Annotated in this window: 16 protein-coding genes; 7 read left to right on the top strand and 9 right to left on the bottom strand. The window is 54.2% G+C overall.

The genetic code is table 11. The features are described from left to right. Window positions 1–257: 257 nt before the first annotated feature. Window positions 258–1,202, bottom strand: a complete 945-nt coding sequence (locus KTQ90_RS07045; RefSeq protein ID WP_217317747.1) for an EamA family transporter — start codon at window positions 1,200–1,202, stop codon at window positions 258–260. 321 nt (window positions 1,203–1,523) lie between these two features. On the opposite strand from KTQ90_RS07045, the gene KTQ90_RS07040 reads away from it, so the two are divergent. The 3 genes from KTQ90_RS07040 (at window position 1,524) to KTQ90_RS07030 (ending at window position 5,807) form a co-directional block, all read left to right on the top strand. Next, window positions 1,524–3,212 (top strand): putative transporter, encoded by a 1,689-nt coding sequence (locus tag KTQ90_RS07040; RefSeq protein ID WP_217317746.1) that lies wholly within the window; start codon window positions 1,524–1,526, stop codon window positions 3,210–3,212. Between the two features lie 213 nt (window positions 3,213–3,425). Beyond that, window positions 3,426–4,862 carry a threonine/serine exporter family protein gene (locus KTQ90_RS07035; RefSeq protein ID WP_407936605.1) on the top strand — a complete coding sequence of 479 codons (1,437 nt, stop codon included), beginning with the start codon at window positions 3,426–3,428 and terminating at the stop codon, window positions 4,860–4,862. A 33-nt stretch (window positions 4,863–4,895) separates the two neighbouring features. Continuing rightward, window positions 4,896–5,807, top strand: a complete 912-nt coding sequence (locus KTQ90_RS07030) for a LysR family transcriptional regulator (protein WP_022157364.1) — start codon at window positions 4,896–4,898, stop codon at window positions 5,805–5,807. A gap of 1,111 nt (window positions 5,808–6,918) precedes the next feature. Here KTQ90_RS07030 and KTQ90_RS07025 read toward each other — a convergent pair. After that, on the bottom strand, window positions 6,919–8,715 hold the full coding sequence (locus tag KTQ90_RS07025; RefSeq protein WP_217317745.1) for an aminopeptidase P family protein: 1,797 nt from the start codon (window positions 8,713–8,715) through the stop codon (window positions 6,919–6,921). A gap of 147 nt (window positions 8,716–8,862) precedes the next feature. Here KTQ90_RS07025 and KTQ90_RS07020 point away from each other — a divergent pair, with 147 nt between their 5' ends. The 4 genes from KTQ90_RS07020 (at window position 8,863) to KTQ90_RS07005 (ending at window position 13,384) form a co-directional block, all read left to right on the top strand. Continuing rightward, window positions 8,863–9,855 (top strand): malate dehydrogenase, encoded by a 993-nt coding sequence (locus KTQ90_RS07020; RefSeq protein ID WP_217317744.1) that lies wholly within the window; start codon window positions 8,863–8,865, stop codon window positions 9,853–9,855. A 174-nt stretch (window positions 9,856–10,029) separates the two neighbouring features. Further along, a complete protein-coding gene (locus KTQ90_RS07015; protein WP_217317743.1) occupies window positions 10,030–10,506 on the top strand; it encodes a T9SS type A sorting domain-containing protein in 477 nt (158 codons plus the stop codon). Window positions 10,507–10,571: 65 nt separating this feature from the next. Further along, window positions 10,572–12,041: a hypothetical protein gene (locus KTQ90_RS07010; RefSeq protein WP_217317742.1), complete on the top strand. Its 1,470-nt coding sequence runs from the start codon at window positions 10,572–10,574 to the stop codon at window positions 12,039–12,041. Window positions 12,042–12,061: 20 nt separating this feature from the next. Beyond that, window positions 12,062–13,384: a hypothetical protein gene (locus KTQ90_RS07005; protein ID WP_217317741.1), complete on the top strand. Its 1,323-nt coding sequence runs from the start codon at window positions 12,062–12,064 to the stop codon at window positions 13,382–13,384. Window positions 13,385–13,511: 127 nt separating this feature from the next. Here KTQ90_RS07005 and KTQ90_RS07000 read toward each other — a convergent pair whose 3' ends face one another. The 7 genes from KTQ90_RS07000 to KTQ90_RS06970 form a co-directional block, all read right to left on the bottom strand. Then, on the bottom strand, window positions 13,512–16,277 hold the full coding sequence (locus KTQ90_RS07000) for a family 16 glycosylhydrolase (protein WP_217317740.1): 2,766 nt from the start codon (window positions 16,275–16,277) through the stop codon (window positions 13,512–13,514). 78 nt (window positions 16,278–16,355) lie between these two features. Continuing rightward, window positions 16,356–18,053, bottom strand: coding sequence for a hypothetical protein (locus tag KTQ90_RS06995; protein WP_217317739.1), 1,698 nt, complete (start codon window positions 18,051–18,053; stop codon window positions 16,356–16,358). Between the two features lie 39 nt (window positions 18,054–18,092). Beyond that, on the bottom strand, window positions 18,093–19,631 hold the full coding sequence (locus KTQ90_RS06990; protein WP_217317738.1) for an alpha-L-fucosidase: 1,539 nt from the start codon (window positions 19,629–19,631) through the stop codon (window positions 18,093–18,095). A gap of 529 nt (window positions 19,632–20,160) precedes the next feature. Further along, on the bottom strand, window positions 20,161–22,362 hold the full coding sequence (locus tag KTQ90_RS06985) for a GDSL-type esterase/lipase family protein (protein WP_217317737.1): 2,202 nt from the start codon (window positions 22,360–22,362) through the stop codon (window positions 20,161–20,163). Between the two features lie 115 nt (window positions 22,363–22,477). Beyond that, complete coding sequence (locus tag KTQ90_RS06980; RefSeq protein ID WP_217317736.1) at window positions 22,478–23,572, bottom strand: mannose-1-phosphate guanylyltransferase; 1,095 nt, start codon at window positions 23,570–23,572, stop codon at window positions 22,478–22,480. 86 nt (window positions 23,573–23,658) lie between these two features. Beyond that, a complete protein-coding gene (locus tag KTQ90_RS06975; protein WP_217317735.1) occupies window positions 23,659–24,441 on the bottom strand; it encodes a glycosyltransferase family 2 protein in 783 nt (260 codons plus the stop codon). A gap of 69 nt (window positions 24,442–24,510) precedes the next feature. Further along, entirely contained in the window at window positions 24,511–25,785 is a 1,275-nt protein-coding gene (locus KTQ90_RS06970) for a glycosyltransferase family 4 protein (protein ID WP_217317734.1), read from the bottom strand. Window positions 25,786–25,852: the final 67 nt, after the last annotated feature.

Raw genomic sequence — 25,852 nt, 5'->3', positions numbered from 1 at the left:
GAGATTGTGCCAGAGGCTTTGCTCGGTTGTTGTGCCAACCATTTGTTAGTGCACTTTTTCTCAGCAAGCACCACCTTAAGCTATTGATGTCCGTTTCCAAGAGAAGGGTGAGTTTGAATTTTGGTGTAAAGTTAATGCAAAATAATAAATGTCCGAATTTTTTGCGGAACATTTATGATTATTTATGTGTTTATCTGTTTATCTATTATATAATAGGTATATTTTCCATTTTATGGTACTCAATGTCTCCTGCAAGTCTACTGCTTCCAGCGCCATGTCTTCACGATTATGCGACCCAGGCGCGTGAACGCCACCGTGACACGCTGCGGCGAAACCTGCTTGCCGCCGATGATGAGCAGCACGGCGGTGAGGATGAGCGCGATGCCCACGGCAAGACGCATAGTGAACGACTCGCCGAAGCAGACGCAGCCTATGGCTACAGCTGTTATCGGTTCGAGCGCACCAAGAATTGCGGTGGGAGTAGAGCCAATGTCTTTAACGGCTATCGCCATAAGCACTAACGATAGCACGGTAGGCATCAGCGCGAGCTGGGCAGCGAAGAGCCACTGGTGCGGCGTGGTGAGCAACTGCACCGTCTCGCCCATGGCGAACGTGTAGCCGAGAATGGTGAGCAGACCGAAGATAAGCACGTAGAACGTGAGCTTCACCGACGACATCCTCAGGCGCGACTTGTTCACCACAACGATATACACGGCGTACGTGAGCGACGACACCATGACGAGCAAGACGCCGAGCGTGCTGAGCGCCGATCCGTCGGAAGTCTGGTTCAGAAGAGCTATTCCGCCCAATGCGAGCGCAATGGAGATGACCGTGGCTGGCGTCACTTTCTCTTTGAACAGCAGCGCCATAATCACCGCCACCATAACCGGATAGACGAATAGCAGCGTGGAGGCGATGCCCACGTCCATATAGTTGAAGCTGATGAAGAGCGATGACGACGACGAGCCCATGAACACGCCGAGCATGGCGAGCAACATCAGTTCGCTGCGCGTTACGCCGAACTTCTTGCGCTGCACGAGCATCATCACGCCAAGCATCACGATAGCGAGTCCGAAACGATAGAAAAGTGTAGAGTTGGCACTGATACCGTCATGGTACAAGTTCATGGCGCCGAGCGGATTAGTGCCGTAGAACACGGCTGCGCCGACGCCACATAGAGTGCCGCGAAGTTTTACGTTCATACTGTGTGTTTTGATTTTTAAGCAAAGGTACAAATAAAAGTAGAAAAGTAAAAGAGTAAAAAAGTAAAAAGGGCGTTTAAAAGTAGAAAGGTAAAAGAGTAAAAAGGGGTAAAGTGAAGGGGTTTTAAAAGTGAAATCATGGTTTTGCGATTGAAAAAAACTTTAGCCGCGTTCGCAAAAAATAAACGTAAATGCTTTTTTGCTTTCGGTATTCTCAATACCTTTGCAATCGCAAAACAGAAATAACAACATACTACTGCAAACCGCATGAATATACATTATTATATATAACACAGAAAATAAATAAATAGCATAAGAGAAATGGAAATTTTAAGAAATCTGTTTTATGGTTTCCCCGACCTATGGGGTGGAGGCGTAGCACACTCGGTGATGATTCTCGCCCTCGTTATCACGTTAGGCCTGAGCCTTGGCAAGCTGAAGGTGAAGGGCGTGTCGCTCGGACTCGCCTGGATACTGTTCATCGGTCTCATCTTCGGCCACTATTCGCTCAATCTCGACGCCCATCTGCTCCACTTCCTTAAGGAGTTCGGCTTGATTCTTTTCGTTTACTCTATCGGTCTTGAGGTAGGCCCCGGCTTCTTCTCATCGTTCAAGGACGGCGGCAAGAGCCTCAATTCTCTTACGGCTATTATCGTGGCGCTCAGCATCGTCACAACACTCGTCATATACAGCTTCACCGGCACACCATTCACCACAATGGCTGGCATCCTCTCGGGCGCAGTAACCAACACTCCGGGACTCGGTGCTGCGCAGCAGGCGTACAGCGACTTGCGCCATATCGACGCACCGAGCATCGCTACCGGCTATGCCATTGCATATCCGATGGGTGCGCTCGGCGTAATCATCTCGTTCGCCATCCTGCGCTACGTTCTGCGCATCAACAAGGAGGCTGAGGAGGCTGACGCCAAGCGTGGTATGGGCCACCTGGAGAAGATGACGCTCAACACATTCTCGGTGAAGGTGACCAACTCGATGATCTTCGGCGATAACATACAGCAGATACGCGAGTTGCTGAAGCGCGACTTCATGGTGTCGCGCATCCTTCGCAACGGATCGAACGAACACGACGAGGTGGTGAACGGAAAGACCGTGATAGGCGAGGGCGACATACTGCGCGTTGTGGCTCATCCTACCGTGGAAGACCCCGTCATTGCGCTGCTCGGCGAGAAGGTAGACGTGCCCGAAGACAAGTTTGGCAACGAACTCATCACACGCCGAATACTCGTTACTAAGCCCGACATCAACGGCAAGTCGCTCTCTCATCTGCACATTCGCGAGAACTTAGGCACTAACGTTACACGCGTCAACCGCAACGGTGTGGATCTTATCGCTACCGGTTCGCTGAAGCTGCAGCTCGGCGACCGTCTCACCGTCGTAGGTACCGAACTCGCCATCGCTCATACCGAGAAGATGCTCGGCAACCAGATGAAGCGTCTTAACAACCCGAACCTTATACCGGTGTTCCTCGGCATCGTGCTCGGCTGTATCTTCGCCAACATCCCGTTCTTCATCCCCGGCATCAACGAGAGTCTGCGACTCGGACTCACCGGCGGTCCGCTCATCGTGGCTATCCTCGTAGGCTACTTCGGTCCGAAGTACAACCTCGTGACGTATAACACCATATCAGCCAACCTCATGCTGCGCGAAGTGGGCATCTGCATCTTCCTCGCGTGTGTAGGTCTCGGCACCGGCGAGCAGTTTATGCAGACCGTAATGACGGAGAGCGGCATGACCTGGATAGGATACGGCATCGCCATCACAATGATACCTGTCATCCTGGGCGGCGTCATCGGCAAGTATCTCTTCCACATCAACTGGTACACGCTGCTCGGTGTGCTCGCCGGCTCAAACACCAACCCGTCGGCGCTGGCATACATTCGCGACCAGACATCGGTAGATGCGCCCAACGTGGGCTACGCCAACGTCTATCCGTTCGCAATGTTCCTGCGCATCGTTACGATACAGATACTCATCTTCGTGTTCGGTTAAGCCGCGCACGCCGATTCAGATAATAAGATAATGTTTTTATAGTTTTAATAGTAGTTAATATGTTCAGGGTAACTAAGGGGGTAGTTGTCTCAACTGCACCAACCGAGAAGTAGGTCTAATAAATCGGTGCAGTTGAGACAACTGCACCCCCTTATGTTACTCTTCACGCAAGCCCCGTAAACAACGAATATGGATAACAATACAATAGAAACAATGCAAGCAACCTGCCACTGTGGCAATTCAAACAACCAGTCTAAAGTGGCGGCAGCCGAGCTGCAGCACAAGCTCGACCTGCTTCTGCGCACCGGAAGCATACTTATGGAGAGTGCAGCCGACACCTCGCGCATCCGCCGTACGATGAAGCGCGCCGCAGCCTTCCTTAGTCTCGACGAACGCTACCTGCACTTCTACATCAACTGGAACGTGCTCATGGTTAACTACAGCGATACCGAGCACTCGTTCACCAAGTTCCAGCGCTGTGAGAAGCACGGCATCAATATGACCTCCATCACTAAGATAAGCAAGCTCACATGGAGCGCCATCCGCAACGACTATTCGCTCGAACAGTACGAGTCGGCGCTGGAGGAAATTCGCTCTACGCCGCGCAGCTTCACTCCGTGGCAGGTAGCTGTCGGCGGCGGCTTTGCCTGCGGCGGCTTCTGCATACAGTTCGGTTGCGACTGGCCTGCGTTCTTCTATTGCTCTTTGGCAGCCATCCTCGGTTTCCGCCTTCGCATGTTCCTGCCCACACGCGGCTGCAACAACTATATAGCCATCGGCATCGCGGCTTTCGTAGCCACACTCATCGCATGGGCTACCACATTCCTCTCGCTCTCGCCGGCTCTCGCCGACTTCCTGCCAGCTATCATGCACTCCGACACGCCTTGGCATCCGCTCATGGCTTGTGCCTTGTTCATCGTGCCCGGCGTTCCGCTCATCAACTTCGTTAGCGACATGCTCGACGGATATATAGAAGTGGGCATGGTGCGCGCTATCAACACGCTGTTGATGGTTCTGGCTATGGCGTTCGGCATCGCTTTCGCCATTAAGGTGTGCGGCATCGACAACTTCGTGAAAGACCTTACGATGATTCCGCACCACGAGTACTGGGAGTTTGCTATCGCTGCAGCCGTCTCGGCTATGGGCTTCTCTACAATCTTCAGCATTCCGCGTAGAATCCTGCCAGCAGTGGCTCTCGGCGGCATCATCGCCGTGTGCTTCCGCAACTTCGTCAATCTCGGTCCGAGCAACGGCAATATAGGTCTCGATATGGGCTTGAGCATCGGTTCGCTCGCAGGCTCAGCGCTCATCAGCGTCATCGTTATCAAGGCTCGCCACTGGTTCCACGTTCCCCATCAGTGCATCACCATCCCGAGCGTAATCCCGATGGTACCCGGTGTGCTCATGTATCGCGCTCTCTTCGCCTTCATCGATATGCACGGCGTGGTAGGCGAGGTGACAGTCGGCATGAACAACGCCATCAAGGCGTCGCTCGTCATCAGCTGCATAGCGCTCGGCGTGGCTATACCTAACATCTTCTTCCGTCGCTTCATAGAAGGCGACCGCAAGCGCAAGCTCTTCAACATGCTCGTTGAGCGCAAGCGCAAGAACGGCGAGTTCGTAGACCTTAGTGCTGTGGAAATACAATAAAAGTTGTACTTTTGCTTCAAGACAATCATTGATATGGAAATAAGACAACTTAGATACTTTCTGAAGGTGGCAGAGACGCTCAACTTCTCCGAGGCTGCGCGCAAGCTCTTCATCACGCAGAGCACGCTCTCGCAGCAGATATCGCATCTGGAGCAGGAGATAGGTCTGCCACTCTTCGAGCGAAACTCGCATGAGGTGTACCTCACCGAGGCTGGAAAGGAACTTCGACCCTACGCGCAGAACGCCGTGAACTCGGCAGATGCGTGCATCGACCACATGAACGACCTGAAGGAGATGCTCGGCGGCGAACTGAATATCGGCGTCACCTACTCGTTCAGCAACATAATGGCTGAGACATTGGTGGCTTTTCTGCGAGCCTATCCGCACGTGAAGCTGAACATCATCTACCGCTCGATGCAGGAACTGATGGACGGACTGAAGAAGCGCGAGCTCGACCTCGTGCTTGCCTTCAAGCCGCTCAACAAGGACAAGGCTATCGACAGCCGAGCCATATTCAGCAACCGCCTGGCGGCTATCGTCAACGAGAACCATCCGCTTGCGCGCCAATCGTCGCTGCGACTTTCCGACCTTGAGCGCTACGACCTCATACTGCCGTGCAAGGGTTTGCAGGCGCGCAACGCCTTCGACCATCTTGTAGAGGGCAAGGAGCTGAACTATCGCATCATGGTTGAGGTGAACAGCGTGAACATCATCTTCGACCTTCTGCGCCGCAGCAATCTTGTTACGATTCTCTCCGAGTCGACAACCATTCTGCAGCCCGACATGAAGGCGCTTTCGCTTGATGCAGCCGACAACGAGATGGACGGTTGCATACATATTCTTAAAGACTCGTATATGAAAAACTCAGCACAGGAGTTCATCCGTATGCTGAGTCAGTCGACATCTATACTCGCGAACTTCGCGTTTAAAGATATTCTTAATTAAAATGTTAGTAGCGAAGGTCTCCGGCCTCCGCAGCACGTAGAAGTGCGACCAACAAAAGTAGCGGAGGTCTCCGGCCTCCGCAGCACATAGAAGTGTGATCAACAAAAGTAGCGGAGGCCGGCGACCTCCGCTACTTTTTTTTGCTCCGATTGTTGCGTTTTGTCATCGTGCTTCGTCCGCCGTCCGATCGGATTCCGTTCGCCGTCCGATCGGATTCCGTCCGCCGTCCAATCGGATTCCGTCCGCCGCCCGATCGGATTCCGTCCGCCGTCCGATCAGATTGCGTTCGCCGTCCGATCAGATTGCGTTCGCCGTCCGATCGGTTAATGTTAAGAGATAGGGCGTGCGTCACGACCATTATATACATAAAATCTATAGTTGACAATGCTAATAGTAGGAGGCTACGGCATTAGCTTTCCGCTACGGCTAACCGATGATTTCCGCCGCCAACGAATCCGTTTAATCCGATAAATCCGTTGTTAAATAACGCAAGCAGCGATGTTCTCCCACGGATTTCACAGATGCACACAGATGGTTAGGGTGCCTTCAAGGGGGTGCACTTGTCTCAAGTGCACCAACCAAGAAGTGCACCAATCAAGAAGTGCACCAGCCAAGAAGTACACCAACCAAGAAGTGCACCAACCAAGAAGTGCACCAATCAAGAAGTGCACCAGCCAAGAAGTACACCAACCGAGAAGTGCACCAACCAAGAAGTGCACCAATCAAGAAGTGCACCAGCCAAGAAGTACACCAACCAAGAAGTGCACCAACCAAGAAGTGCACCAATCAAGAAGTGCACCAGCCAAGAAGTACACCAACCGAGCACATGAATGCCGTTTGCTTTGTTGGTGCAGCTGAGACAGCTGCACCCCCTGGAGGTTAGTGGCTGCGTGGAGAGTGTGTCAAAACTAAAATATTTGGCAAATTGAATAGCAAACGGTTCTAATCGTAGTCTCCTACAGTTAGCCATTCATCACAATTCTATAGTTTTGCCCCCCCCTCCTATGTTTAAATCAAGAGTTTTCGAATCGTAGCACAGCTAATCATAACTCTCAATTCTCAACTCTCAATTCTCAACTGAATCAACTCTCAACTGAATCAACTGATTCAACTAAATCGCTTCCGTTTTCCTCTTCAACCACTCGCGATGCTCTTCATCGAGCATCGGCGCCAAACGCTCGTACACCATTGCGTGGTAGGCGTTGAGGCACTGGCGTTCCTCGTCGCTGAGCATGTTTGTCATTATCGGTTTGGTGTCGATAGGGCAGAGCGTGAGCGGCTCGAAGCGCAGGAAGCGTCCGAACTCGGTCGTCACGTAAGGCACGGTGAGCAGCGTGTTCTCGATGCGCACGCCGAAACGTCCGTCGAGATACAGCCCCGGCTCGTCCGTAACGGTCATTCCCTCCACCATCGGCGCCCCACGATACTCCTGGCGAATCTGATGAGGACCCTCGTGCACGCTGAGATAAGAGCCTACGCCGTGCCCCGTGCCGTGCATGAAGTTCATGCCCTCGCGCCACATCGCCGTGCGTGCCACCGCATCGAGCTGCGTGCCCGACGCCGAACGTGGGAAGCAGAGGTTCTGCAGCGCCAAGTGACCCTTCAACACCAACGTATAAACGTGGCGCTCGCGGTCGCTGACGTCGCCAAGAGCTATTGTACGGGTGATATCCGTTGTGCCGTTGCTGTACTGTGCGCCACTGTCGAGCAGCAGCAAGCCCTTCGGTTCGAGCTTAACGTCGCTGAGCGGCGTCGGTTCGTAGTGAACGATAGCCGCATGGTCGGCGTAGGCGGCGATAGTGTCGAACGAGATGTCGCGGAAGAGCGGTTGCTTAGCGCGCAGCTCGTACAGCTTCGCACTCGCCGTGAGTTCCGTCTGATAGCCCTTCGGCACAGCCTCCTCCAGCCACTTCAGAAACTGCACCATAGCCACGCCGTCGCGCTCCATAGCACGGCGGAAGCCCTCGCACTCCGTGTGATTCTTCACCGCCTTCATGGCAGGTATGGGCGACGGCGCAGAGAGCACGGTGAAGTTGCCGCGCGGCTGCGCCAAAGTGCTGTTCACCGTCAAAGGGTCGATGAGCATCGTCGGCGCGTCGCAGTCGTTGAGCGCCGCAATGATATTGCTGTAGTCGTCGATGGCTACGCCTTCAGCGCGCAGATAGTCTTTCACCTCCGCCGTGAGCTTCTCCTCCTTTATATATAATGTAGCGCTCTCCTCGCAGATGATGAGCCACGCCACGAACACCGGCGTGCAATGAACGTCGGAGCCGCGCAGGTTGAGCGTCCACGCTATGTCGTCGAGCTGCGTAACGAGCATGCAGCTTGCTCCCGCGCGGCGCATCTCGGTGCGTATGCGGCTGAGCTTTTCAGCCACCGACTCGCCCGCGTATTCCAGCGGGTGAATCTCCACCTTGTTAAGCGGCACCGGCGGACGGTCTGCCCACACGCGGTTGAGTATGTCGAGATTGGTGCGCAGCGTCAGTCCGCCGGCATGTCTCAGCTCCGCCTTCAGCCCTTCAGCCTCGCCCTTCGAGATGCACATGCCGTCGACGCCCACCTCGGTAGGCTCGCCGTCGTGCACTTCGCGCGCCAGCCAGTCGGCAATGCTGGGTGTGCTCTCCATGCGCTCGCGCATCAGCTGGAACTCGGTGCCCTCGAGCTGCTGTTCGGCAGCAAGGAAGTAGCGCGAGTCGGTCCAGAGCGCAGCCGAATGGAGCGTAACCACAGCCGTGCCAGCCGAGCCGTCGAAGCCCGATATCCACTTGCGTCCCTCCCAACGTTCGGGAACATACTCACTCATGTGCGGGTCGGCACTCGGGAAAATGAACGCCGAGAGCCTTTCGCGCCGCATCTCCTCGCGCAATGCGGCGAGTCGATCGGCTATAGTAAACTTTGTATCTGTCATATTATAATTATTAGGTACTGCAAATATACAGATTTTAAGATTAAACAACACTATAATTTTCGATAATCGTTTGTATATTTCAAAAAAGTTGTATCTTTGCAGTTAGTAAACGAAATTCAAGTATTAATATAATAAACACTATTTATTATGGCATTCTTATCTAACGAAAAGCTTTTGATCGTCGGTGCCGGCGGTATGATTGGTTCAAACATGGTACAGAGCGCTCTTATGCTCGGTCTTACTCCTAACATCTGTCTCTATGACATCTACGAGCCGGGTGTACACGGTGTGTTCGACGAGATTCAGCAGTGCGCTTTCAAGGGCGCTAACGTAACTTACACAGTAGACCCGAAGGAAGCATTCACAGGCGCTAAGTACATCATCTCTTCAGGTGGTGCTCCGCGTAAGGACGGCATGACCCGCGAGGATCTCTTGAAGGGCAACTGCAAGATCGCTGCAGAGTTCGGCGACAACATCAAGAAGTACTGCCCGGAGGTAGAGCACGTTGTTGTTATCTTCAACCCGGCTGACGTTACAGCCCTCACAGCTCTTATCCACTCAGGTCTGAAGCCAAACCAGCTCACATCACTCGCTGCTCTCGACTCTACACGTCTGCAGCAGGCTCTCGCACTCGAGTTCGGCGTACAGCAGGACAAGGTGACTGGCGCTCACACATACGGTGGCCACGGCGAGCAGATGGCTGTATTCGCTTCTCAGGTTAAGGTAGACGGCAAGCCTCTCTCAGAGATGGGTCTCTCAGCAGAGCGTTGGGAAGAGATCAAGCACCACACCGTTCAGGGTGGTTCTAACATCATCAAGCTCCGCGGTCGTTCTTCATTCCAGAGCCCGGCATACAACGCAGTTAAGATGATCGAGGCTGCTATGGGTGGCGAGGAGTTCACATTGCCAGCAGGTTGCTACGTAAACTGCGAGAAGTGTGGCTTCAAGAACGTTATGATGGCTATGCCTTCTACAATCGACAAGACTGGCGTTCACTTCACACAGCCTACAGGCACAGAAGAGGAGCTTGCTTCTCTCGCTAAGTCTTACGAGCACCTCTGCAAGATGCGCGACGAGATCGTAGAGCTCGGCATCGTTCCTCCAGTAGCAGAGTGGACAAAGATGAACCCGAACCTCTAATTCGGCATCGTACAACATTAGAAAATACAAGCCCAGGGCGCACAGCTCTGGGCTTTTTTGTATGAAATTGTTACAAAAAATCGGTTATAAGTTGGTTTGTATAACATTATTGACTACTTTTGTAACAGATAAGCAATTATAAGTAACACAATTAAACTTTAAAAATCTGATTTTATGATTAGACGTTATTTCTTAGCAGCCCTTCTCCTTTGTGCTGTTTCCTGCCCGATGATGGCGCAGGACGGCAAGGTGAATGTGCTCTATCTCGACGGAACTGCGCACGAGGTGCAGATGTCGCAGGTGGCGAAGCTCACAGTGGCGGACGGCAACGTGAAACTGATCTCGAAGAGCGGCGCAACGGTGGCAACGCACGCAGTGAAGAATGTGGACAAGATTGAGCTGAAGGGCTCTACTGCCGGCATGGTGCAGCTCACAAAGCAGTCGCCCATCACTCTGCGCTCCAACGGATACACCATCACGGCTGAGGGCATGACCGACGGCAAGCTGCTCGAAGTGTACGCTGCCAACGGCTCTCTCGCTGCGCAGGCTACGGCTCGCGGCGGCAAGGCGAAGATAGACGCCACACAGCTCGCTGCCGGCGTGTACGTGGTGAAGGCGGAGGGACAGTCGCTGAAGATGGTTAAGCGTTAATACCGAATTGTTAACCCTTAATAGTTGATACTTAATCGCTAACACTTAATACTTAATAGAGTACAATGAAACAAAAGATATTTTTACTTTTCGCCATGTTCGTGGGCTTCGCCATGCAGACAATGGCTACGGCTGCAACACCCGACAGCGTGTTCGTAGTGAAGAACGGACGCATCGTGTCTGCCTACGAGGTGGGCACAGATGTAGACAACATATCATTCCCGAAGCGCATTCAGCTCGACGGCAACTGCGTGAAGGTGGGCAACGATGTTTACGAGATGAAGTCGGCTGTCGTCACCACTATCAACAACTATAAGTATATCTATCTCTCGACGCTCGAGGGTTGCAAGACACCAGAGGACGTTATGAAGGGCGGCAAGAATCTGCAGCTGGCGTTCTCGCCGACGCTGCTCGACAAGTATGTTGAGTTCAACGCGTTCGGTCATGATTTCGACGCCGACAAAGATTTCTTCCAGGCTGTCTTTATGGACGTCGACGAGTATAACCGCAACGACGACTATGAGCCGGTGTCTGTATCGTCGTACGACTGGAACGACTACTACTCTGACGGTCTGCTCCAGGTGAGCTTCGCTGGTGGCAAGCTCGCTCTGAACCTTGAGGCAACGCCGAAGAAGGGCGAAACGCTCCTCGCTGCGCAGTACAACGGCGCATACACAGAGGTGACTGCCAACGAGAACCACTTCATCGTTGACGGCAAACGCTACGAGATGCGCGCCGCTTTCGCAGAGAAGAAGGCTGACGGCGTCAACTTCTACCTCACGCCCGGCAACATCGGCAGCGCCAATGAGCTGGACAACTGCTACTACTACGTGCGCCTCTTCGTGCCGCAGAGCAATATGGACGGCAGCGAACTCGACGTGCAGGGCAATAAGAAGTACGAACTTACCTTCGTCGACAACGTTACGGACGTGAACAATCCGCAGACCTTCAGCATCAGCAACGACGCACCGTCTTCGGCTACGGGCACTATCTCGGTGCTCGACAACGGCGACGGCACTTATACCATCAAGATCAACGTGGCTAACCTCGGCAATAGCGCCGCACGCACGCTCGATGTGGTATATGTAAACGGCACTCCGAAGGAGTATTCGCTCGCTGTGCCCAGCAACTACACCGTGGCTGACGGCAAGCCGGTCGATCTGAAGTCGGCGGTGCTCACACACGACGACGCTGAGGGCGTCTACACTATCTATCTTTCTGCAAAGGCTGGCGTAACGACATTGGCAGGCATGGCTGACGCCGACATTGTGGTCACTATGCCCGACGCTTTCGCTAACGACAACTCGCTGCACGGCTTCTCTGGTGACGAGACAAACGCTAAGATCTCCATCAAGTACGCAGGCGACACCTACTCGCAGGCTACAGTCAACGGTACAAAGTCTATCGCTCTCGGCGGCAACGCTAAGCTCTCGTTCGCCGACGGCAAGGCTGATGTCGACTTCACGGTGTTCAGCATCAAGAAGTACAGTGGTGCGCTGAAGGGCCACTACGAAGGCAATGTTACACGTCTCTAACACTTAAGCAGAAACAGATTATGAAAAAGACAATATTATCAGTATTTGCGCTCGTCGTAGCTTTCGTTGCTACAGCCGACGCGCAGCAGAAGGTATTTCTAAATAAAGGCAGCAGAACGGTTGACGCTGTAGTGCTCGGCGCCGACGACTACATCTCTTTCGGACGCCCCGAGGGTGTGCCCGATCAGCTCAAGGCTGAGGTGAGCGACCTCAAGGCTGGAAAGAACTACGTGAAGTACACCGTAACCACAAAGACAGACGACCAGCCGTTCTATCAGATGTGCGTAAGCGAGTCGTATCTCAAGTTCTTCCTCTTGGAGTACTTCGGCGGCGCGTCGCTCTCGGAGATGACCGAGGCAGAACTCAAGCAGGTGTTCTCTACGCTCATGATGTCGGGCAGCTACGGCTACGCCGGTGTGGGCAGTCAGAGCGTTACGCTCGTCGATGGCGAGAAGCCGGAGGGCGGTACAACGCAGTTTATCGCTGCCGGCGAGAACCATTACGTCGTAGTGTGCGACCTCGTTGAGGCTGACGGCAAGTACACGCTCGGAACGGATATGACGTACGGCGTTGTGCGCACAGCCGATCCTGGCGAGAGCAAGGCAACGCTCAGCGTAGAGTATCTCGGACTCAACTCTGAGGGCAAGCCCGAGTTCGACGTAAAGCCGGGCAGCGCATTCAAGTCGCTGCACCTTGTGCTAGGTTCTACGAAGTCTATAGACGAGTTCGTCAACCTCTATGGCTACGGCGCGTTGATGTACACGCAGGGCGTGAGCTTCTCTGCTGAGCAGTGGGCTACATACGCCAGCGAGTACAAGGCGTGGAACATTGAGAAGGAGAACGACTATACGTTCTGCGCACTCGCAGTAGACGCCAACGGCGACTGGGTGAAGGCTTCTGTAGACAATGTTCACATCAAGCCGGCGGCTGCCAACGATTGCCCCGAGGTTGATGTCACCAACCATCAGGCTGGCGGCGGCGACCTTGCTATCGAGTATACCATCAAGTCGAAGGCTCCGTCAATCAAGAGCGCACGTATGCTCGTCATGAAGGAAGACGATTGGGACGACGCTCTCAACACTTACGACGTAGAGACTCCGTCTATGGCATGGGCAGACTTCATGGCTACTACCGACAAGGCTGAGGATGTAACAGAGGTAGTGAAGCAGTTTAACGGTAAGTTCACGTTCAAGAAGCCGTTCTCCGACGCTGAGCGCGGTTGGTACGTAGCTGTTCTCGCCGTAACCGACGAATACGGCACAACCGTTTCGCGCAGCACATTCCACTCGCATATCACAGACGCGGAGTTTGGAACGCTTACCAAGACATTCCCCGTGAAGTAGTGTCTGAGACTTTGATATAAAGACTTTGATATATAAAAAGGAGGTTATGGCAAATTTGCCATAACCTCCTTTTGCTATTATGCTTTTTACTATTATGCCTACGGCAGAAATGCCGTAGACTTCTATGTTACTTCACGACAATCTTCTTGCCAGCCACTACATACACGCCCTTGCTGAGGCTCACGAAGCGGTTGCCCTGCACAAGTCCTGAGAAGACGCGTGTGCCGCTGATGCTGTACACGTCAACCTTCTGTGCCTCTGGCGCAACCAGGAGCAGACCGCCCTGCTGTGCGTATACGTCGAGCGCAGAGCCGTTTGTCTTCACGTCCTTCACGGCTGATGTGATGTCGCCCTCGCCATCCTTCTGGTAGAGACGAACATAGTCGAAGAGTGTCTCGTACTCGAAGTTGACGTCGCAGTTCTTAGCCCAAGAACCGTTGCCTACGCTCTGGTTAAGTATCAGATAGAATGGCTTGTCGTACGGCCACTGACCCTTCTCAAGCAGATGCGACTGCTTAGTCTTTGCATAAGAGAACGCCTTTGTGCCGTCAACATACCAGGTAAGCAGCGTCGGCGTCCAGTCGAGAGTTATCACGTGATAGTCGGCTGCGTTGGTATGTGTGCTTCCAGAGTTGGGCAGAGCCAGATGCAGATCGTATGTGCAGTGAGTATGCACCGTATGATATGTCTTGTTCTCTGTGTCAATCTGCTCCCAGATATCAATCTCGCCAGCGTTAGGCCAACCTGCAGAGTTGTCCTGCGGCATAAGCCAGAACGCCGGGAAGTTGCCGACGTGAGGAGTTGTGCGCAAGCGACCCTCTACGCGTCCGTATGTGAAGTACATCTTGTCAGAACTCTCGATAGCGCCGCTTATCATCTCCACGTCGCCCTCCTCAGCAATAGTGTTCTTGATGCATCGAGTGACGAGCTTTCCGTCGCGGATGAATGCCGTCTTCTGCTGACCCTCGGCTGTCTGCGCTGTGAATCGCTTCCATGTGGGGCTTTCGCGTGTACTGTTGTGCCATACGTCGGCGTCGGGCAGCGAGTAGTCTTTGCCGTCGAACTCGTCGGCGAAGCGTAGTTTGTACTCCTCTGTGCCGTCAGCCTCGAACTTAGCCGATACGCGCACGTCGCCGTTCACATTAGCCGCGTCTATCGTGAAGCCTTCGCCGGCTTTGGCGTCGCTGACTTCGTACTCGTTCCACTGGCGATTGCCGTTGACAAACTGCTCTCCGTCCAGATTGTGACCGTGGCGCACAGCGATGCTCTTTACGTTGTAGCCTGCTGCAGGAGCGAGCGGCATAAGGCTGAGCTGTGAACCGAACTCTACGGTTTCGCTCACGCCGCTGTTGCCGTTTCCTACGATATGACCGCCGCGTGCGTCGATGTCGAGACTGCCCTTATCGTTGTGGATGTTCAGCAGGAAGTCGACGATATAGCCGTTGTAGTGGTTGATGTGCAAAGCGTCAGACGCATTGTAGTCGCCAGCCGGGTCGATGTTCTCCTTGTCAATCTTCAGACGAGCGCGATAAACACCCGTAGGCAGGTCCTCGGGGATAGTAAACGACGGCATTGCGGTTGTTGCGCCAGCAGCTTCGCCGTTGCTGTTCTTGCCTTTGTATGAAGAGAAGCTCACAATCTCGCTGCCAACGACTGGCTTTCCGGTTTCGTCGAGCGGCGTTGTGAACGCTGCATCCTGATTGTAGTCGATGTAGAGATATGCGCCAAGTTCGGTGTTGCCCGTGAACGTGATGCCCGGTGTGAGCACATCGCCCGGCTTGGCGTTCACTTCCTTCGTGAGAGCGTCGCGATAAACGGTAGTGCCCTCAGGGATAGCGATAGCCGACTTCTTGCCAGCCTTGTTCGTAATAGAGAACTCTGTGAGGCTGTTGGCTGTAGGATTCATCTGGGCGAGATCTTTCTCGAAGTTGAGCGCGTAGTTGTCGCCCGAAGTGGTGCCTTCGGCTGCGAAGTTCACGGTTATCTCTACGTCGCCGTCGATGTAGCTTGCAGGTATAGTTATCTTGTCGTCCTTTGCTGTGTACGCCATGATAGTGTTCTCCTGCCACTGGCGCAGTCCGTCGACAACCGCCTCGCCGTCCAAGCAGTATCCGTGTTTGATGCTGAGCGAGCTGAAATTGTATCCGTCCTTCACGTTGACAGCGATAGTGAGGTCTTTTCCGAACTCCACGTCCTGATTGTTCAGTTCTGCGCTGTAGTCGGCAAGCGACAGAGTGCCCTTCAATGGGTCAGTACCCTTTACGGTTACGTGTGCAGTCTCGCCGTGCACGTTGATACGCGTGTCGACAATCACGCCACCGTTCTTCTTGATATCGTTTCCGCTAAGCGTGTTTCCGCCCGGGTCAACGCAGTCCCAGTCTACCTTGTAGCGCATGCGGTAGATGCCCGGCTTAACATCCGACGGGATAGTGAACGACGGCGGATTAATGCTCGGTTCGCCGCTTACGGTAGCGCCCTTGCTGTCCTTATTCTTATACATAGAATAAGTCATGAGGTCTTTCATGGCGTTCACGCCGTTGTCGTCGTAGTCAACGTCGTAGCTGCCGTCCTTTCCGAAGTCGATATATGCGTATCCGCACATCCACGTACCGCTCCAGTCGAAGCCAGCCGTAACGGTTTCGCCGATTTTAGCGCGCAGACAGTCGTCAAGACGCTTTATATACATGCGTTTCTCTTTCTTCTGGTTCACTTCCACTTTCTGTGTGCCGTAGCTGCTTGTGAGCTGCACAGCATTAGTGTGGCGTAAGAGGTTGCTCGATGCCTCGTTCTCGTCGAAGTTTACGGGGTAAGTGCTTTGCGCAAGCACCATAGCAGGCGTCATCGCTGTTGCCATGATGAACGTAGCGATGGCTGTGCGTAAATGGTTTGTCATAATAGATAGATGGTTTTAGATTTAAAAGGGGATAGCAGTCTCGAAGACGGCTATCCCCAATATGTGAGTAATGTTAGTTTACTTTACGAGCACCTTCTCGCCGTTCACAACATAAACGCCCTTGTGAGCGCAGATTGTGCGAGCTCCTTCTACAGTGCCGTTGAAGAGAGTGCTGCCCTGAACGTTAGCAATCTCTACGTGTGTAGCAACTGCGGCGTTGAGTGTGATTTCGCCTTTGCCAGCATTCACTGTGAACGCCTTCACTGTAGCGTCGTTAACGCTTGTAGGGTCGCTCTTGAAGTAAGGTACGAGGCGGATATTGCCGTCCACGCAGTCAGCCGGGATAGTGTACTCGCCGTTAACGAACTGCGAAGCCTGCACGGTGTACTCCTTCCACTGCGGGTTCTCGTTCTTGGTGCTTGCGCCCTCGAGGTTGTAGCCGTGACGAATCTTAACGTAGTCGAGCAGGAAGCCCTCAGCCGGCTGAGCCTTAATCTTGAATGCCTGACCGAACGGAGTGGTCTGACCAGTCACCGGCTTGCCGTTAGCAAGAAGAATCTCGCCGTTCAAGCCGCCGCCGTTCTCCTCTGTAGCGCGATAAACGTCTACGTTGTCGTTGTGGATGTTCACGAGAACGTCAACGATACCACCACCATTGTTGGTGATGTAGTTGCCGGTAGTGGTGTTGCCGCCCGGGTCAACGTTGTCCCAGTCTACCTTGTAGCGCATGCGGTAGATGCCCGGCTCCATGTCGTCAGCAATCTTGAACGAAGGCATTGTTACGCCGCAGTCGCCGCTTGCACGGCTGCCGGCGCTGTTCTTGTCCTTGTAGTAAGAGAACGCAACGAGGTCCTTGCTGTCTGTAATGCCAGTGCTGGTGTAGTCGACGTCGAACTTGCCGTCGTTGCCCTTGTCGAGGTATGCGTATCCGTGCATCCAAACGCCGCTCCAGTCGATAGCCGCTGTGACGGTTTCGCCTGGCTTAGCGAGGAAGATGTTGTCGAGCTTCTTGAAGTAGAGCTTCTTGTCAGAGTTCTGGTTGATAGCTACGCTCTGCGAACCGAGCTTAACGGTCTTGATGTAGCGGTCTGTACGTGTGTGAGCTGTAGTCTCCTCGTAGTTGATCGGGTAAACCGACTTAGAGAAGAACGGGTTTGACTTGGTGCTGAGCACGATATCGTCGATGAACACGGCGAAGTCGCTCATCTGGTTGTGTGGCGACTGGCGGTCTACCACTACGAGAAGGCTCTTGATGTTGATGCCGTCAGCGCCCATGATTGGGAACACTATGTCCTGCCATGCGCCTGCAGCCACCTTGCTTGTAGGCACGCTCCAGAACTGTTCGGTAGTAGCGGGCTGCCAAGGACGATCTTCGCGGTTGCCGAGTCCGATGAGCATCACCGGAGCGTCCTGCGTAGAGTAGAACTTAACGTGTACGTACTGGGTCTCGCGCTTCAGAGCGAGCGGCTCCTTCAGCTCTACGAGAGCGCCGAAGGTGTTGCTGCCGTAGCGCGAGCGCTGCACGCCGAGAATCTTCGACGATTCGTTCGGAGCGTAGCCCAGCGCGTCGTCCACTGCGTTAAGGTCGTTGTCTACAACCTGCACGTTGCCCGTGAGCTTGTTGAGGTTGAAGGGTGAGGTAGGGCATGTGTCGTATGCACGTACGCTCACGTAGCTCTCCGGAGTCTCGAAGTCGCAGAGAGTCTTGTCCTGCTGTGCCATAGCTGCGATAGGGAAGAACAGACCGGCAAGGCACATATATTTCTTTACGTTCATTGTTTTCTTTGTTTTTTAGTTGATGGAGTAAGGGTTTGTTTAGAACACTTCTACAGTGTGGAGCAGCGGGCAAGCCTTAGCGTTCTCGATAGTGATGCGTACAGACTTAGCCTTGAAGCCGCTTGCAGAGTAGTTGGTTGTAGAGCCGTTGAGCGGAATGATGCGCTTGTAGCCTACGGTAGTCATTGTCTGACCGTTGCCGCGCTCGGTGTATGTTACGCCGTCCTCGCTGGTCTCAATCTTGAACTTCTTCACGCGCTGTCCGAGCTTGATATACTCCATGAGCGATACGTAGCGCACGGTCTGCGGTGTGTCCCAGCTAAGCTCGATAACGGCAGAAGTCTTTCCGTCGGGAGCAGCCCAATATGTGTCCTTGTTGCCGTCGGTAAGATTCTTTGCTTCGTAGTTGCCCTTGCCCATAGCCTCGCGAGTGCAGTCGGTTGTTACTTTAGCTGTCTTTGCAAGGTCTGTGCCGAGACGCTGGTCGAGCAGCTTGCCGAGGTCCTCCATGATGGTTACGAGGCTCTCGTCGATACGACCTGCGCGGTTCGGCGGCAGGTTGAGCAGGAATGTGGCGTTGCGGCCTACTGTCTCAAGATACATCTTGAAGAGAGTCTCAGCCGACTTCGGCTGGTTGTATTTGCTCGAATCCCAGAACCATCCCTTTGTCGACTTGGCGTCGCTCTCGCCGGCAGCCCACTGCCATGCGTTCTCGTCGCCCGACTCAGCGTCGCCCATCGACCAGCAAGTCTGTCCTGAGTAGCCTTCCTCGTTACCTATCCAGCGTGCTTCGCCGCCAACACCCCACATGATTACGTTCGGCAGGAGGTTGTGGATAGAGTCGCGCAGGTTAGGAATGTCGTAGTAAGTCTGTGCGTTGTCGATAGTGCGCTTCTGCGAAGAAGTGTAGCTGCCGTAACCGCCAGCGTGGTCGCCGCCGGTAGCACCGTCGAACCACATCTCGAACTGGTCGTTGCCGTACTTAGCAAGCTCTACGCACTGTGGCAGGAACACCTTCTTGGCATACTCGTCTGTGTATTTGCCGTTGCTGTCCTTCTTGCCCCAGTATGGGCTTGACATATCCCACGGAGAGATGTAAAAACCGTACTTCATATTGAACTCGCGTGCTGCGTCGGCGAACTCCTTAGGTATGTCCACGTCCTTGCCGTAGCCCGTAGAGTTGCGTGTGCAGTGTTCTGTCGTAGCTGTAGGCCAGAGGCAGAAGCCGTCGTGGTGCTTCACCACAGCGATGCCGCCCTTCATGTGCGCCTTCTTAGCCACTTCGAGCCACTGTCTTGGGTCGGGCTTCTGTGTAGGTGCGAATACAGTCTCGCGCTCCATACCCGAGCCCCACTCCTGGTCGGTATATGTGTTCATGCCGTAGTGGAAGAAAGCGTAGAATTCGGTTTCGTTCCACTTGAGCTGACGCTCGCTTGGTACTGGGTAGACTGGAGCCGGTGTGTTGTCAGGATTGCTCACGCTCTCCTCAACCAGCTTGAAGTTGTTCTGTGCTGACAATGCGCCAGGCGCTGCAACTGTTAAGCACAGTGCAGAGAACAAAGTGTAGATTTTCTTCATATTATTTTGATTTGTTTAGAAATAACAATTTGGTTCTTAGGTCGTTCTGAGGTGCAAAGTTACGAATAATAATTCGGATATTATTAGTAGCATGTGTTAAATTTGCGACGTAACTGTCCTTTTTTTTCGACCGGCGGCGTTCGGTGTCCAATCGGATTGCGTTCGGTGTCCAATCGGATTGCGTTCGGTGTCCGATCAGATTGCGTTCGGTGTCCGATCGGATCGCGTACGGTGTCCGATCAGATTGCGTTCGGTGTCTGATTGGATTGCGTTCGCCGTCCGATCGGATTGCGTTCGGTGTCCGATGATAAAATCACAAGAAGTATGGGCAAAAACGTAGCGGAGGTCTCCGGCCTCCGCAGCACCAAGTCGAACACTAATTATAGTTAGCATTGCTTGTTGCTGCGGAGGCCGGAGACCTCCGCTACTTATAGTTAGCATTGCTTGTTGCTGCGGAGGCCGGAGACCTCCGCTACTTGTAGTTAGCATTGCTTGCAGCTGCGGAGGCTTTTACCTCCGCTACTAAAAGTTACTTGATTTCTACGCGGAACGTAGACGCCGGCAGCTTCGCGCCGTTCACGAGGTTGGCGCGTGTAAACGGTTGCCATCCGTAGCGCACGAAACGCGGATGAGCCACGCCCGCCGCCATCACGACAACCGTGTTGCCCTCGATGCGAGCCTCGGCAGGCTTGTAGACGCCTTCTTCCTCGGCTATCTCGAACGTAGCAGGGTACTTGCCGTCGGCGGTAGAAAGACCGTCGGCGTAGTCGAACGTGAGGCGCACTATGCCGTCGCCTACGACCGAAGCCTCCTTAATGGCAGGTCCGCTCGGCACCACATTACCGAAGTCGTAGAGGTTGTGCAGGGCGATGCGCGCCAGACGCTCACCGATGGGCTGCTTGCTCGTAGGATGCACGTTGAGCGAGTCGCCCTTGTCCGACGACACAGCCATTGCCACGTTCGGCAGTTCGCTCTGCATGCGACGCTGACTGTCGCGGAACCACTGCCAGCCCGGGCGGTTGAGGCTCGAGAGCTGCACGAAGTAGAACGGCATCTCGGCGTTGTTCCAGTTGCGGCGCCATCCTTCGACGAGCATCTTGAACAGACGCTCGTGCGTGGTGAAGTTCTGCGCGTTCGACTCGCCCTGATACCACAGCACGCCCTTCATGGGGAACTGCTCGAGCGGCTCTATCGCCGACTCGTAGAGGTAGCACGGCTGGTAGGGGTGGCGCTGAGCGGCGGCGTTGGCAGCCAGCTTCGTGTTCTGAGCGGCACGCTCGCGCACCCACGGCTGCACAAAGTCGTTGTTCGCCCAGTTGCGCAGAATCTGCGGCAGCTGCGCGTCGAGATCCTCACGGCTCACCCACGCCTCTGTAGGCGAGCCGCCCACGGCGTTGCAGATAAGACCTACGGCACACTGCAGACTGTCCTGCAGCATCGCGCCGAAGTAGTAGGCTATCGCCGAGAAGTCCTTCGCCGTCTCGGGCGAGCAGACGGTCCACGCTGTAGGCTTGAAGTATTTCAGGTGATTCACCGAGTCGAGTGCCGCAGCGTCCCACTCAACGGGGTTGGTGCGCCAGCGCGCCTTCATGTCGAAGAAGCGTATGTTCGGGTTCTTCGCCTTCGGTATGTCGCGCTTGGCTGTAGCCGCTTCGTGCAGCATGAACTCCATGTTCGACTGACCTGAGCATAGCCAAACCTCGCCGAACGCCACATTATTATATATGAGTTCTTTCTCGTCGGTGCTGACGGTGAGCGTAAGTCCGTTCTCGGCGCGCTGTGGGCGTAGCGTAACCTGCCAGTAGCCGTTCATGTCAGCCTTCGCCGTAGCCGTCTGCACCTCGGTCTTCAGCGCGCGCACACGCATCGGCTGCTTGCCCTTCTTGTGCTTAGCGCCGTTCGCCGACTTGCCCTTGGCGGCATCGGGGCGAGTGATGCTCACGGTCACTCTCTCGCCAGAGTTGGCAGTGCCGTGGATGGTAAGTTCGCGGTCGCGCTGCAGCACCATGTTGTCCGAGTAGGTCATGGGCATCTGCAGTCCGCCGTAGTTGCCGAGGATGGCAGCGCACACCGTGCGTGCGAGCATCGTGGCACCCTCCTTGTTAGGATGCACGGCGTCGGGCAGCAGCTGCGGATAAGCATAGAGCGGCTTGTGGAAGTCGATGAGCTGCGCCTTTCCCACGCGAGCCACGGTCTTTATAGCCTCCTGAATCTCCTCGTGCCACTGCTGCGTGCCGCTTTCGAAGCGCGGATGGTTGTGGGTGATGGGCGAGAGCAGCGCGATGAGCACACGACACTTCGGGTTCTGCTGGCGCAGAGTGTCGATAAGAGCCAGGTAGTCGCTCACGAACTCGTCGCGATAGAACGGCCAGTTGCGCGGGTCGGTGTCGTTCACTCCGAGGTGGATGACGGCGATGTCGCCCTTGAAAGCCTTCGCCTTCGCCCATTCCTCCTGCTCTGTGTACGGACGATGGCCGTGGCGCAGCAGCGTGGCGCCCGACTTTCCGAAGTTGCCCACCTCATATCCGTCGCCAAGCATCTGCTGCAGCTGCGCCGGATACGACTCGGTAGCAGGGTCGGCGAGCTTCATGCCGTATGTGATGCTGTTGCCGACGCACGCCACGCGTGTCTTTTCGAGGTAAATGCGTTTCGGCACACGCGCGCTTACTGCGAGCGGAAGCGCAAGCAGCACGGCAAGTGCGAGCGAAAGAATACTCTTGTTGGTGTTCATGATGTTTGTTGGGTTTTTGATATGTTTATAAGTAGATGGTTTCAGGTGGATATTTATAAAAATAATGCGGATAGTTATAATGACAATGCGTATAACTATAAAAAAAAGGAGGAGTTTAGATAAACTCCTCGCCTTTCTTCATTTGTATCTCGTTAACGAGTCGTCTTATGTTGCTCGACGAGTCTTCCTTCCGGCAGATGAGCAGCACGTTCTTCTCTTCGGCAACGATGAATCCGTCGAGACCCGAAATGACGGCAATGCGGTCTTTCGGCAGCTTGATGACGTTGTTGTGCGCGTCGTCGAGCATCACCTCGCTGTCTATAACGACGTTGTCGCCCTCGCCCTTGTGCATCGCCTCGTATATGCTGTGCCACGTTCCGAGGTCAGCCCAGCCGAAGTTGCACTTCATCATGCAGACCTGTTCCGACTTCTCGAGTATTCCGTAGTCGATGGATATGTTCGGATACGACGGAAAGTTCTCGTGAATGTAGCGGTTCTCCTCCTCGTAGTCGAACTCCTCGCCGGCGTGCATCTCGTCGTACTGGCGCAGAACGGGCGGCAGCAGCTGCTCGAAGCAATGCAACAAGCACTTTGCGTTGGCAAGGAATATGCCCGTGTTCCAGTAGAACTCGCCACTGTCGACGAATATCTTTGCGAAGTCGCGCTCAGGCTTCTCGGTGAACGACTGCACCTTGTACACGCCGTCCTCCACCTTGTCGCCCATCTGTATATATCCGTAGCCCGGCTCGGGTCGCGTAGGCTTCAAGCCGAGCGTGAGCATAAACCGATTGTTCGCCACGAAGTCGAATCCGCGGCTTATGCACTCGGCGAACGCCTCCTCGCCGATGATGGTCTGGTCGGAGGGCGCGATGACGATGTTGGCATCGGGGTTGTGCGCAATGATGCGATGCGCGCACCATGCTACGCTCGGCGCCGTGCCGCGATGTATAGGCTCTGCGAGCAGATGGTCGGGCGCTATGTCGGGCAACTGCTCACGCACGAGGTCGATATACGCGTCGTTGGTGTTCACATATATGTTCTCTACCGGCACAATCTCCTTGAAGCGGTCGTATGTTTGCTGAAACTGAGTGCGTCCGCTGCCGAAAAAGTCGATGAACTGCTTCGGTTTGCTCTCACGGCTGCACGGCCACAGTCGGCGTCCCTTGCCGCCGGCAAGAATCACGCAGTAGTTATTGTTCGTATTATTCATGCTATTGTTTTTTATTAGATAGATGTGGTTTGTTCTCTACATAAATATAACGGAGAAACAGCCCCTTTATTGTGTCTTGTTGTAGGCTATTTCTTCAGCACGGCTCTCGCCACGAACCATGCGTGCATGGCAAGCGTAGAGAAGAGTCCGTAATGGCGTCGCATGATGCGGAAACGCTCGAAGAGCGAAGCGCGGTGGTTCTTGTTGGTCATGCCGCCATCGAGGTAGTCGGCAACCACTTCCGGCAGGCGCAGGAGCTGCAGATGCTCGCGCTCAGCACGTTTCATGATGCGTATGCACCAGTCGACGTCGGCAGAGAAGCGGTAGCGCAAGTCGTACGGCTCGGCACGAGCTATGTCTGTGCGGGCGTAGAACGCCTGGTGGCACACCAACATGCCGTGGCGAAACGAGCGCCAGTTGAGTTTGTCGGGCGGAGCAAGTCGGCGTGGATGCAGCACAATACCCTTTTCGTCGACGATGTCCGTGTCGCCGTAGAGCACGGCAGGCAGTTTTCCGTCCGATCGTTCGTTGACATCATTAGATATCTTCTCAAGCGTATCGTCATTGGGCAGCGAGTCGCCGGCGTTGAGGAACACCACGTAGTCGCCCGTAGCGAGACGCAGTCCTTTGTTCATGGCGTCGTACAGTCCGCGGTCGGGCTCAGAGATGATGCGCACGTCGTGTTCGGTCTCCTCCCCCAGGCTACGTTGTCGGTAAGCCTCCGCCACCTTCACGGTGTCGTCCTTCGACGCACCGTCTATTATCAGGTGTTCTATCTGCCCCCACGTCTGATTGAGTATGCTGTCGAGCGTCGGCTTTATGACGTCGGCAGCGTTGTAGGTGCAGGTTATTATCGTGAATTTTATCATAACTTTCTTTTTCTTACTTAATTATCTTTGTGTTCTATGGTATAATGGATATTCGGGTAGGGTGAAGCCTTAGATGATGTATCTCTTCATGGCTATCATTTCGTTGTAAACCTCAATGTATTTCATCGCAACCGACTGCTGCGAATAGCTCATTGCCACCTTATGCAGGCAGTTAGCGGTGAGCTCTTTCGGGTCGGCTTCATAGAGAGACCAGCGTATGCCTTCGGCGAGATCGGCAGCGTCCTTGAAGTTTGCGACGTATCCGTTGCGCTTGTGGTCTATCATCTCAGGTATGCCGCCCACGCGGAAGCCCACGCTCGGCACGCCGCAAGCCATCGACTCCATGATTGTGTTCGGCAGATTGTCCTCAAGCGACGGCAGAACATACACATCGGCTGCGTTGTAGACGCTCGCTATCTGCTGTGCGTTACTGATATATCCCAACGGGAACGACGGAATGTGCAGCTGCTCGGCTATCTCGTCCGCACTTGCGCCGAGTATAGCCACGGCAGTCTCTGCCTTGAACTCAGGATTGGCGTCGGCAAGGCGGTTGATAGCCTCGATGAAGTAGGCTGCGCCCTTGCGTTCGTTGGTCACCTTCTGCGAAACGAACAGCACTATACGGCCCTTTTCGGGCAGTCCCATCTGCAAGCGTGCTGCGGCACGGTCTTTCGGGCAGAAGATGTGCGTGTCGATGGTGTTCGGAATAGACACAACCTTCTCGCCCGAGAGCAGAGCGCTTTGCTTGGCTTGCGCTTCGAGCCAGCGGCTGCACGTTACGAAGTGGATATTGCTGTCGTGGTAGAGCGCCTTCTTGCGCTTCCATATCTTGCGCGAGAGGTCGTTGGTAGAGCCTCCGCCGGGCAGCAACTTGCAGTGGTGGCACACGGTGCGGAAGGCTCCGCAGCTGCGTGCGTAGTGGCAGATGCCGGTGGCAGGCCAGAGGTCGTGCATGGTCCACACGATGGGCTTTCCGCTCTTCACAATCTTGCGGATTGAGCCGAGCGAAAGCATTCCCTGGTTGATCCAATTAAGATGAATGATGTCGGCTTCGCGGAACTCTGGCAGACTTGTGATGTCAGATCCGGCGCTTGCCGTGTCTATTTCAAAGAGATGATTCTTGGAGAAATACAAATGGCGGAAGATAGAAAGGCGTTCGCGCAGAAAATGCCATTTGTATAGCCGATGATGAGGCATCTGAGAGACGGTGACGTGGTTGGTCTGCTTCTCGGCTACCAACATCTTCGCCTTAACTCCGTTTCTCTGCAGAGCTTCCATGAGACGGTTGGCTGCAACCGCAGCACCACCGTTTGTCTCGCTTGTGTTTATGATGAGTACTCTCATAAGTATTAAGTTACCTGTTGGCGGAATTAATTTAGTGCATACTTAATTCTGCCAATGGGCTTGTCGT

The organism is Leyella stercorea (assembly GCF_019052365.1).
Lineage (GTDB): Bacteria > Bacteroidota > Bacteroidia > Bacteroidales > Bacteroidaceae > Prevotella.
The sequence above is the reverse complement of the archived record's forward strand: the minus strand, read 5'-3'. Positions and strand labels throughout refer to the sequence as shown.